This is a genomic window from Heyndrickxia sp. FSL W8-0496 (assembly GCF_038007825.1).
Classification (GTDB): domain Bacteria; phylum Bacillota; class Bacilli; order Bacillales; family Bacillaceae_C; genus Heyndrickxia; species Heyndrickxia oleronia.
This window is the reverse complement of sequence record NZ_JBBOXX010000001.1, coordinates 2,427,845-2,439,574: the sequence shown is the minus strand read 5'-3', so window position 1 is coordinate 2,439,574 and position 11,730 is coordinate 2,427,845. Positions and strand designations below refer to the sequence as shown.

9 protein-coding genes and 1 pseudogene are annotated in these 11,730 nt (G+C 33.7%); 5 read left to right on the top strand and 5 right to left on the bottom strand.

Annotation, left to right across the window (positions count from 1 at the left end):
• Positions 1-70: 70 nt before the first annotated feature.
• Both NST63_RS12300 and NST63_RS12295 read right to left on the bottom strand, forming a co-directional pair.
• Positions 71-2,314 carry an AAA domain-containing protein gene (locus NST63_RS12300; RefSeq protein WP_212945343.1) on the bottom strand — a complete coding sequence of 748 codons (2,244 nt, stop codon included), beginning with the start codon at positions 2,312-2,314 and terminating at the stop codon, positions 71-73.
• A gap of 118 nt (positions 2,315-2,432) precedes the next feature.
• Positions 2,433-4,376 carry an endonuclease MutS2 gene (locus NST63_RS12295; RefSeq protein WP_341042276.1) on the bottom strand — a complete coding sequence of 648 codons (1,944 nt, stop codon included), beginning with the start codon at positions 4,374-4,376 and terminating at the stop codon, positions 2,433-2,435.
• 511 nt (positions 4,377-4,887) lie between these two features.
• Here NST63_RS12295 and msrA point away from each other — a divergent pair.
• Positions 4,888-5,424 (top strand): peptide-methionine (S)-S-oxide reductase MsrA, encoded by a 537-nt coding sequence (gene msrA, locus NST63_RS12290; protein ID WP_212945341.1) that lies wholly within the window; start codon positions 4,888-4,890, stop codon positions 5,422-5,424.
• A gap of 267 nt (positions 5,425-5,691) precedes the next feature.
• On the opposite strand, the gene NST63_RS12285 is transcribed toward msrA, so the two are convergent.
• Together NST63_RS12285 and NST63_RS12280 are read right to left on the bottom strand one after the other, a co-directional pair.
• A complete protein-coding gene (locus NST63_RS12285) occupies positions 5,692-6,549 on the bottom strand; it encodes a dihydrodipicolinate synthase family protein (protein ID WP_341042275.1) in 858 nt (285 codons plus the stop codon).
• A 100-nt stretch (positions 6,550-6,649) separates the two neighbouring features.
• Positions 6,650-7,273: an FMN-binding negative transcriptional regulator gene (locus tag NST63_RS12280; RefSeq protein WP_212945340.1), complete on the bottom strand. Its 624-nt coding sequence runs from the start codon at positions 7,271-7,273 to the stop codon at positions 6,650-6,652.
• Positions 7,274-7,384: 111 nt separating this feature from the next.
• Between NST63_RS12280 and NST63_RS12275 the strand changes: the two genes are divergently transcribed.
• Both NST63_RS12275 and nagZ read left to right on the top strand, forming a co-directional pair.
• Positions 7,385-7,531 carry a hypothetical protein gene (locus NST63_RS12275; RefSeq protein ID WP_341042273.1) on the top strand — a complete coding sequence of 49 codons (147 nt, stop codon included), beginning with the start codon at positions 7,385-7,387 and terminating at the stop codon, positions 7,529-7,531.
• A complete protein-coding gene (nagZ, locus tag NST63_RS12270; protein WP_212945338.1) occupies positions 7,528-9,273 on the top strand; it encodes a beta-N-acetylhexosaminidase in 1,746 nt (581 codons plus the stop codon). Before NST63_RS12275 ends, nagZ begins: the two co-directional genes overlap by 4 nt.
• Positions 9,274-9,650: 377 nt before the next feature.
• Here the strand turns inward: nagZ and NST63_RS12265 are convergent, their stop codons facing one another.
• Positions 9,651-10,646: a zinc-dependent alcohol dehydrogenase family protein gene (locus tag NST63_RS12265; protein ID WP_341042272.1), complete on the bottom strand. Its 996-nt coding sequence runs from the start codon at positions 10,644-10,646 to the stop codon at positions 9,651-9,653.
• A gap of 141 nt (positions 10,647-10,787) precedes the next feature.
• Between NST63_RS12265 and NST63_RS12260 the strand changes: the two are divergent.
• Both NST63_RS12260 and NST63_RS12255 read left to right on the top strand, forming a co-directional pair.
• Positions 10,788-11,113, top strand: a pseudogene (locus tag NST63_RS12260) (IS1595 family transposase); the annotation flags it as partial.
• A 30-nt stretch (positions 11,114-11,143) separates the two neighbouring features.
• A complete protein-coding gene (locus NST63_RS12255; RefSeq protein ID WP_212945336.1) occupies positions 11,144-11,443 on the top strand; it encodes a DUF3885 domain-containing protein in 300 nt (99 codons plus the stop codon).
• The last annotated feature ends 287 nt before the right edge of the window (positions 11,444-11,730 follow it).

The window sequence follows — 11,730 nt, the reverse complement described above, 5'->3', positions numbered from 1 at the left end:
TGCAGCGTTGGTCTCCTCTTTCTGTATTGCAAACTCCAGTACTTCCCTTTATTTAAATACAAGGAATAACTCATTCAGAATGAATCGGCAATTGTTTTAAAAAATATTCAAAGAATGATGGAGCATCAAGTCTTGCAGTAATATATGGTGGTTTGAGCCTTTTCATCCCTTCTAGTGGAAGTCCCAACCATATGATTTGTTCATCAATAGAAACAAATGGAAACGGTAAGGAATGATCTATTTTTTTATATTTATTAATAGATTTGATGTCCTTTGTTGCGATTATCGCTAGTTTTATTTTATTCGATCGATTATTTAATACTTCTACCCACTGTTTAGAAAGGACTGTGTGATCTGGTAAGGAAATTACAATAGATCGTGAAGCATGCTGAATATCCTTAAAAACTGGTTCTAACTTACGAGCATGAATCCATCGTAATCGTGGATGCTGATGTTTTATCCATTGGCCAATTTCACAAGGGGAAACACTTTGCTTATGTTTCTCTTGATAGTCAACAAGCTGCCTAATTGTTTTATTAGGATAAATCTGTTTACGAATAAACTCTTTATCGGTCACATTAATAAATTTACCTTTCGCTCTTGTCATAGCCACATTAATGAGCCTTTCACTTTCACGACCTGCTAACAGCATACTTGCGCGATTTTGTGGGTAGCCATCGACTGTATCAAAAATAATCATCTCACGTTCACTACCTTGAAAACGATGGACAGTAGCTGAAATAATATCCGCTTCCCCACATTCCTTTTCATATAGATCAGCCAATAAATGTTCCATTAAAACGGCTTGTGCCCGAAATGGAGTAACATATCCAATGGATGTCATTCCATCCATATATGCCTCATGGATTAATTGGAAAGACAGGAATAAATGTAATGGATTCATTCTTGAATGAGATGCCTGTTCATTAATGCAAAATTCTCCTGTAAAACTGGTGTCTAATAATACCGATGCACGTTTTGAAAATGGTTTTTTTAAAGCGATGGAACGTCTTTGTTCACCTACTTTTTCATGATCACCTACAAGAGATTGGTAAATATGTTGATTTGTAAACCCTGAAATTTCCGGATGCATCCTTCTTTGTTTTTTTAATAAAAAAAGATGTGGGTGAAATTCAGCTGTGTCAATTCCTTTAACAACGTTAGCCTTATGGAAAATGTCTTCCTTTAACCACTCATTGACTATAGAATCTCTTGCTGAAGCAATAGGTGGTAATTGTTTAAAATCACCACACACGATTACACGTTTAGCTAATGATGAGGCAAAAGCAATTTGTGGAACATATGCCATACTTGCTTCATCAATGATGACAATATCAAACTCCTGTTCGAAAATTGCGGCATCACCTGCCGCTTTCGCTAATGTTGTTCCTATAATCTTTGCTTCCTTCACAAATTCAATTTCTTTTCGACGAATTCGCTCAAGTACTCTTGCTAACTTTTCTTCAATCTCTAATAATTGATCTGTATCTCTATGGCTAAATGATTGACTTAAATCATTCTTTAATCCTCGTTTTAGTTCGGAAAATTGAAGTCTTTTATCCAAAAGACCGGGTTCACGTTTTTCAACTAATTGCATCGTTGTTAAAAAATCATTCGTCACAGAAGCTCCACTCATTCCGTAGCGTAATATTTCTCCTTCAACTTGTTTGTCCATTTTTTGTACAAAATGATTAATTTCACCCATTAATACATCTACGGCTTGATTACTATGGGATAAAACAAGAACTCGTTTCTCTTTAAAATACTTATTAGCGGCAACTCGTGCGAGAGTATAAGTTTTCCCAGTACCTGGTGGTCCCCACACATAAGTTACTGGATTATACTTTGATCGCAGGACTAGCTCATGGATATTACTTTTAATATGATTAGTTGGGTGTTTCGCTAGTAGGCTTGGAGTGATTACTTGAAGCATGCGATTTCTTTTTTTCTTACTTTTTTTAGCATCATCGAGACGTTGAATAAGCTGTTCGAGAAGTTCCCATGGATCATGAAATAATATGGCATTAGAAATTAAATCTCCGAAGCTTTTTTCAAAACTAATAATGATACTTTTCCCTTCCGATGAAAGGACTCTACCTGTCTGTTTCCATTCTTCCCATTCCAGTCGGATGGTTGAACCTACAGGTATTCGCAAAGATGTAGCTGTTTCAAAGTAATAGGTATATGATTGGTCACTTGATAGTAAATGACCATTAGAAACATGATATTTAGTACTACCGTATTTTTTCACATATGCTATTTCATGTTGAAGGGCTACCTGCCATTCTTTAATATATTGTTTTATGGTCGTCATAATTAGTATCCTTTTACTATATTAACTTGAAAAAGGTTATCTAATATGAGGCCTGACCTCTTATTAGACAACCCTATCTATTCTATATTACTATACTAAAAAAAGAAATGGATATCTTTTAATCCTCCTGTTTATCATTCACTTCAATCGTTAATCCATCGACATGTTTTCGCTCCATTAGATGTGCCTTCTTTCGATTTTCTTTTGATTCAAAGATAATATTAAAATCATAATCTTCTGGATACAATTCATTAGCGGCAATATATAGTTTTAACCTTTTATAATTAAACGTTTTTTTCTCGTTTTTCACTTGGACAAGATAGTTTCCAAATGAATCTGGCCCTTTATAAATAATGCCGTATTCACCTGTTGCCAGTATGTGAACATTATCCCCTTGTTGGAACATGACGACCGGCTGGTTTGAAACAGGTTTCTTTTGTTGCTTTGTTTTTATATAGCGATTCACAGCAATTTGTTTATCCATTTCTCTTTTTTCATAAGAATTATCACATTCCATTTCATATACCTTCTCTTCTTTATATGTGATTTGATAGGCATCAGATATAATCGTTGGATGCATCCCTAATCGCAGTGCAATAGCGAATGCTTGACTTTCACCGCCAGTACCAATATTTAAACGATAGGTTGGTTGTAGTGTATGGATATCAAATTCCATTGATCCATTCATAAATCCATCCGTCTTATCCGCGAAATCTTTAATTTCACTATAATGAGTTGTTGCTAATATCGTGGCACCCTTTTGATGGAATTGCTTTAATATCGCAGTCGCTAACCCCATTCCCTCTCCAGGATCTGTACCTGACCCAAGCTCATCTAATAAAACTAAACTATACTCATTTGCCTCCTTAAGAAGCTCGATAATATTTTTTATATGTGAACTAAAAGTACTCAAATTTTGCTCGATACTCTGAGCATCCCCGATATCTAGAAGGACTTTTTTAAAGATACTAATCTCACTCCCCTCATCAACAGGAATATGCAAACCAGATTGAACCATTATTGTTAATAATCCAACGGTTTTAATCGTTACTGTTTTTCCACCTGTGTTCGGTCCCGTTATAATTAAAGCATTGTATCGTTCGCCTAAATCAATGGTCAGTGGTACAGCTTGTTTTTCTAATAACGGATGGCGGGCACCCTTAAGACGGATATTAAAAGTTTCATTTACTTCAACACTTCGTCCATCAATGAGCCGACTATATTTTGCTTTTGCAAATAAAACATCATAGTGAATCATCGTTTCCATTGCCAACCTTATTTCATGCAAATGCTCATCGACTAAAACAGTTAATTCAGCTAAAATTTTATCTACTTCTGTTTCTTCATAGGCTTTCAGTATCGAAATTTGTTCTCGAAGGAATGCAGCTTCCTCAGGTTCAATATACAAAGTTGCTCCCGAAGCAGAAGTATCTAACACTACCCCTTTTATTTTTCCTTTGTACTCTTTCTTAATTGGAATTACATAATGACCATTTCGTTCACTTACAATAAATTCTTGAAGATAGGATTTGTATTTGGATGATTTAATGATTTGATTTAGTTTATCCTTAAGCCTATCCTCTTGAATGGACATTTGCTTTCGAATTTTCACAAGCTCTTTGCTTGCATAATCATCCACTCGTCCATTACGAATACATCTTTCAATTTCTTCAAGTAAACGAGAAAGATCTTCAATGCCATATACATACGAGGTTACACGTGGTGCAAGAAATTCTTTATCCTTCATATATTGCTTAAGTCTTTTACAGCTAATCAAAAATTCTGCGAGTTCTTTAAAATGAGCAGGCTTTAATGTCAGACCTTTGTCTAATTGACTAATGATTAGCTCCATGCCATTCAATGAAGAGATAGGAACACTAGCGCTTTTTTCCAAAATATTGACTGCCTCTGTTACTTCATCTAACCAAGCTCGAATTTGTTTTACATTTGTAGATGGAGCTAAATTTACGATCTTTACCTTTCCTGCTTCAGACATTGTAAATTGCGCAATCAGTTCTTTCACGTGATCAAATTCAAGGATTTTAAACGTATGGGAATTCACAATAATAGCCTCCTTATAATAAAAAAAACGTAATGAACAATTGTTCATTACGCTTAGAAGTGTTTTAACAAAATAAATTCTTTGTTATTGTTTCTACCTAGTTATATCCTCCCAAATTTCATGAGAGCATAAAAATGCTATGTCAATAGACATAGCTTTCGTAGAATGATCTTCTATCTGCCATGATTATCGTTCTTAACATTCACACTTTTTTATCATACTTAAATAAACGTTTGTTGTGGTAAATTTTTTCACAAGCAACGTCAATGAAAAGTGTGACCGTATGAAATTACGGATTAGTTAAGAACGACACCAAACATAAAATTATCTCCTTTATTAAGGGAATCAATAACTAGGCTAATATTGGTAAATTTATTACCATTATGCTTATTAAATTACTTGAAAATTATGTGATTGTCAATATGTGCATGTTGAAATTTAATTCATTGCTTTATTATGCAGAAAAATGATATTATCCGATTATACTGATTTTTACTACGGGGGAAAAAGAATGGATAAGCAATTAGAAAAAGCAACTTTTGCAGGTGGTTGTTTTTGGTGTATGGTCAAGCCTTTTGACCAATGGGATGGAATTGATCGTGTAATTTCGGGGTACTCTGGTGGTCATATTGAGAACCCAACATATAAAGATGTAAAGTCGGGTACTTCAGGACATTATGAAGTCGTTCAAATTACATTTGATCCTAGTATATTTTCGTATGAAAAATTACTTGAAATTTACTGGCAGCAAATTGATCCGACCGATGACGGTGGTCAATTTCATGATCGTGGAGATTCCTATAGGACGGCGATATTTTATCATTCCGAAGAGCAGAAGAAACTAGCAGAAACCTCTAAGAAAAACTTAAGTGACAGTGGAAAATTTAAAAAACCAATTGTCACAAAAATACTTCCTGCTGCTACATTCTATCCTGCTGAAGATTACCATCAGGATTTTTATAAAAAAAGTAAAGAAGAGTACATGGAAGATCGAAAAAAATCAGGTCGTGATGAATTTATTGCTTCACACTGGAATGATGAAAACTAAAATCAGAGGTGCTTACCTCTGATTTTGCTATTTTTATATAGTACAATAATTTATAGGTTAAAAAGTATTAGATGATTCATAAATAGAATTACCAATAGATCTCTTATCCGTTAACGTCATTCATGAAGAAAGAAAGGATGAACATAAAACATTAGATAAGCATGAAGATGAACCTAGTGACACAAAAACCACAAAAATTGTAATATAAATCAAGATAGTAATTAACAGGAGTGCATAAACACCCTGTTTATACCGTTTCTTATTTGATTATTGATTTCCGATTGGACTCCTGCAAATTCCGATAGGTATTCCCTTTTTATTAATACTTTCTTTAATATTTATTAAGGGTGAACCTTGATAAACCTTTAGTAAAATGTCTTCTATCCTTACCCGCTCTTGTTTAGTAATTTCTTGCCTAGAAACTAATTTTTTAAACCATTCGCTGATTTCAATTGGATATAAATTTCCAGCAATCGAGGAAAGACGATCAAACCCAAGAATCACTTTCTCATCCAATTCAGATTCTCCACCAGCATAATAATAGAAGTCATTTCTTTTCATTTCTTTTTTTAAAAGTTGAACTCTTTCTTTTCTTCCTGCTTCTTTTATTCCAACTACTAATTCCATATTACTTAACTGAATAATACTTTCTAGTGATAAATCAAATCCGGTTCGATTTGGATTATTATATAAAATAGTTGGCTTTTTACAATGATTAATAATGGTTTTTGTATATATTAATGCTTCTGCTTGTGTCGGTAGTATATAAGGCGGGTATCCAAGTAAAATACCTGATATATTTGTATCACGAATGTTTTTAGCTAATTCCTCTGCTTCTTTCTGCTTAATGGAAGAAACACCAAAGATAATTTCCATATTATTAATGAGTTCTTTTTCTGCTACTATCCGATCAAGTATTTCGATTTTTTCATTAATATTTAAGCTATGTTGTTCTCCAGTTGTACCGCAGACTAGAACAGATTTTACTCCTTTTTTATATAAATACCTTATATGATCTATAGTTCCTTGAATATTAATAGATTCATCTTCAAAAAATGCCGTTGGTACTGCAATGTGAAATGTTTCATTTAGCATACTTTTATCTCCTTTATAGGTTTTTCTCATTATTATACTTCCTAGATGTTCACCCAAGATAGGGAGCATCCCATTTTTATTAGATAATGGTTGTAATTCTTCAAATATCATAAATGATTTCTTTATCATATTACTTATCTTTTAACAATCTATTTTCCATTACATCTGCTACTTGTAGAGACATTGGATTTCCTTCTTTCTTTAGATGTTTTATTATACTTAAATAATCCTCCTCATTACGATTTTGACTAAGTTTATCAGCAGCCTGAATTTCATTTATCTTAATCTTAAATCCTACGATACCTTTGATCTCTTTTTCTAACAGCTGGGATGATAGATTATCCCATAATATTGGTGCTTTTCTATGTTTTTCATATTTCTTCAATAGCTGTGCCAAATCATCTTTTAATTCGTCTTCCTCTAATATGGTTGCCTTACCATATATATGGACAGCTTGATAATTCCAAGTTGGAACATTTTCATGACCATACCAAGAAGAAGAAATATATGCGTGGGATCCTTGGTAAATCACGAGAACCTCCTCGCATGTTTCAAAGGTTCTCCATTGACGGTTACCATATGAAACGTGACCAGTGATATAATATTCTTCCCCATTTTTGTTTAATTGTAATGGAATATGAGTAGCAATTGGTTTCGCTTTTTCTGTTGTTACAACTGTCCCAAATGAGTTCGCATTAATAAATTCTTTAATTTTTTCAAAATCTGTCACTTTATAATATTTAGGTATAAACATGTCCAAGTCCTCCTTTATTTTCTGATAACTCTCAGTGATATTGTATAATGTAATCTAACATCTAAATAGGTACAATTATAAGCAAATATACATGTCAATGGTGGTGAAAAAATGAAGAATAAAATATTTGCATTTAGAGAGGACTCCCCTAAATACATACAAATTTATGAGCAGTTTAGATTGGCATTACGACAAATAAACGGTAAAATACAAATTCTAAATTTACATAAAAAGGTAGAAAGGAGAATTGGAAAATGAAAAGAAATAGGGCATCTCGAAAAAAGCTACGTATTTTTACAATTCTACTTTTAATGTTAGCCTTAATTATTGGAGCTTATTATGTAATCAAAGATCATGATAGCGGACAGGCACCAGTTAAAGAAAGCCCAACTATAACTAAACCTTCCAGTAACAATATGGTGGGTTCAAAGAATGATCAAAATAAAAATCTTAAGAAATTAGTAGAAGAAATATTAGCCTTATCTAAGGATGGAAAGGTTCCGAACATTCCCTTTGTTTCCGGTAAAACAAAATGGAAGGAAGTAAACAGAGAATGGGGTAAATCAGACCATATTTCAGAATCTGCTAAAGGCAGATATGAGGAATACAAAAGTCATAATTCTACAATCGGCTTTGCCGATCAGATTGTAAATGATATACGGTCCTATGATTCTGAAATACAAAAAATTTCTTTAAATGAAATTAAGAAAACTGGTGGAGAACCCGATACCATTCGATACTATAAAGATTCAACGCATGATCAAATGATACTTGTATATCATGCAACCACCTCTACTGATTTATTATGGGTATTACCTGTAAAAACAAAACAGGAGCCAAATCCTAAAGTTGACCATATTTCACTCTATACACAGCTTGAAAAAAAGCCGAATCAACAAGAAAACAAAACCATTTCAGAAGTGATTTCTAAAATGAACTTAGAAGATAAGATAGGTCAGATGATACTTGCTGGGATTTCCGGTACCACAATGGATACAAACGCAAAAAAATTAATAAACCAATACCATGTCGGAGGAATTATTTTTTACAAAAATAATTTTGAAACCCCTGAACAAACCGTTCGACTTGTGAATCAACTGAAAGCTGAAAATAGTTCGTATCTACCGCTTCTTTTAAGCATTGACCAAGAAGGAGGTAGAGTAACAAGATTGCCGGGGGGGCTTGTTAACTTTCCTCCAAATAATCAGATTGGAAAGGTAAATGATCCTGAGTTTTCTTATAAAGTCGGAACACTTTTAGGTCACGAATTAAAAGAATTTGGTTTAAATCTCAATTTTGCACCTGTTCTTGATATTAACAGCAATCCAAATAACCCTGTTATCGGGGATCGATCATTTGGGAACAATTCAGAAATAGTAAGTGAACTTGGAATTCAAACAATGAAAGGGATTCAGTCGCAAAACGTCATCTCTACAATTAAGCATTTTCCTGGACATGGAGATACATCGGTTGATTCCCATCTGGAGCTCCCAATTGTAAATAAAAGCCTTAAGGAACTTAAAGAGCTAGAGTTAATTCCTTTTGAACGTGCGATCGATTCTGGAGCAGATGTGGTGATGGTTGCACATATCTTATTGCCTGAATTGGATAATACTAATCCAGCCTCCATGTCAAAAGCTGTCATGACGAATCTTCTTAGAAAACAACTTAGTTTTACGGGAGTAATCATAACAGACGATATGACTATGGGAGCAATTACAGAACATTTTGATATTGGTAAAGCAGCAGTAGAATCAGTAAAAGCAGGAAGCGATATTATATTAGTAGGACATGACTATAATAATGTTGTAAAGATCACCTCCTCTTTAAAAACAGCGGTTGAAAATGGGGAAATTTCCGAACAAAGATTAAATGAAAGTATTGAAAGAATTATTCAACTAAAAAGGAAATATAGCATTAACGATACGAAAATAGAAAATCCTAACATAACTGAAATAAATCACTCAATCAATAGTCTTATGAATAATTATATACATTAATTATTCATTCATATAGGATTGTGAGTACATGGATTACTTCTTTCCGGTATTATCAATACAAAGAGTGATTTGGTTATAAAGTTAACAGAGTAGGCTCTTGAAAATGTTTCAAATATAATTGCTATGATTAGATATAAATAAAAAAGTAGTTGTTCTGAAAATCGTTTTTTTAAACATTTTTTATAGACACCCTCTTTTTTAATAGGATACATTCAACTATTTTCTTATTGAACTATACACCATTTTACGCCAACAAATAATGAATATAGAATGCAAGCTTAGGCTGTCGAGAAAATATCGACAGCCTTAATCAAGAATAAATGCGAAGTAAAAAAATATGGGCCATTAATAGAATAGCTTGTTTTCCAGCTAATTAATTACCATTCATTTGTCAACACAACTTTACCAATGGCCATATTAGATTCCAGTAAGGTATGTGCTTCCATGACTTGATCAAAATTAAAAAGCCTTTCATCGATTAGAGGTTGTAGTTTTCCTTCTTCCACAAGTTTTGTTACTTCTCGTAATATCTCCCCATATTCCTGCCTTTTTTCCTTATCAATTATTTTTAAAAGCATAAAAGTGACATGTAAAGATAATGCCTTGGCATGGAGAGGAGACAAATCATGTGTCGAGCGAGCTCCGATTGCTAATACAGTTCCGTATGTGGCAGAAGCCTGGAACGACCGATCGAGGTTTTCACCGCCGACTGTATCAAACACAATGTCAAATCCTTTTCCATCTGTATGTTCCTTTACGTACTCCTCCACAGATTGTTCGCGATAATTAATGGACACATCTGCCCCTAAGCATTTTCCAATATTTAACTTTATCTCAGATGAAGCGGTTGTATATACTTTTGCGCCTGCGAGCTTGGCCAGTTGTATTCCCACATGACCTACTCCACCTGTGGCTGCGTGGATAAGTACCGTTTGTCCGCTTTGAACATTTGCCCGCTTATAAAGAGACTCCCACGCAGTAATTGTTACTAAAGGAAGTGCCGCTGCTTGTGCCATCGTTATATTTTTTGGTTTATGAGCTAGAAGTTGTACATCCGCTAGCATATATTCTGCAAGGGCACCACTTGTTCCTTTTACACCACCTGCGCAACCATAGACTTCGTCACCAGCCTTAAACTCTGTTACATCTTCTCCGACATCTACAACAACTCCTGCTACATCACTATGTAACACAGCGGGAAATTCTGGAGCAACTGCAGGTACGGCTCCACTGCGAATCTTTGTATCGATTGGATTTACACTCGTTGCCTTTACATGAATGACAACATGCCCAGGAATTGGGTCAGGTTTAGGAACCTCAGCAAGCTCAAAAACAGCTGGGTCTCCAAATCTTTTAATCACTTGTGCTTTCATTTGTATCACACTCCTTTAATATAATTTTACAGTAAGTTGGTAGATATCAAAATAATAAGAATATTTTAATTGCATTTTTCAATTAAATACTAATTTATATCGTTTATTTCCAAAGACAAATCCTTTTTATATAATAAAAACCTTTTTTCCGACAATGTACTTGTAACTGATGCTTGGAGAGCCTACAAAACTTATGTCAAAGAAAAAAAAAGGATTGGATCATTACCGAAATCAAGACAGATGATGGGAAGTACGTTTTAAAGGCTTATATTATATATAAAATGTGAACAACTTTCATTCTCGAATGACAAAATGGCTTGACCGTTTTAAAGGTCTTCTTGTTTATACATAGTCGTTGTAACGAAAACACAAAGCAACACATTAAAGTATTTCTGCTAACATCATTTGTATTTGAAAGGACAGTGATTAATGATAGTTTACGGGAGTCCAAATTTTGGGTCAGTTGAACCAATAAATAGTAACTATGAGGTGTTAAAATGCAGTTTAATGAGTTTATGCACAAAAATTACCCCAATTTAGAGCTTAGACCACCTTTATTTTATAGTTGGGATATTGGGATTCGTTTTGAACTTGGTGTAGAGTGGAAAAGGGATTATGATTATCCAAACAACCCCTATATATTGAGGTGTTATAATAGGGCGATTACTTTATTTGAATCCGTACATTCTCCAACAGAAGATATTTTTGTAGTGATGGATGTCAATGATTTTGATAAAGGGAAAAACCTAAAGCATCAGTTAAAGAATTTCTCCCCCTATGTTAACAAATCATTGTAATTAAATTTTATATAGGTAAACGCCTTAAATAAGAGTCTCCTATTTTCATAATTTAACAGAACCATTCGAATAACAGAAAGGCATCCCTGATTATATTTATCATGTTAAATAGTTTAATAATCCATCTAAAGAATGGACGAATGATCTGCTGATAGATTACTTGGCAAAATCTAGTTAACAATCGAAAAAACTATGAATCACATCCCAACTAATATGTAATCCATAGTTCATTCATTAAAGCAGTTTGGCTTCGTCATTTACTCTTATACTGTCAATTATTTGGGCTA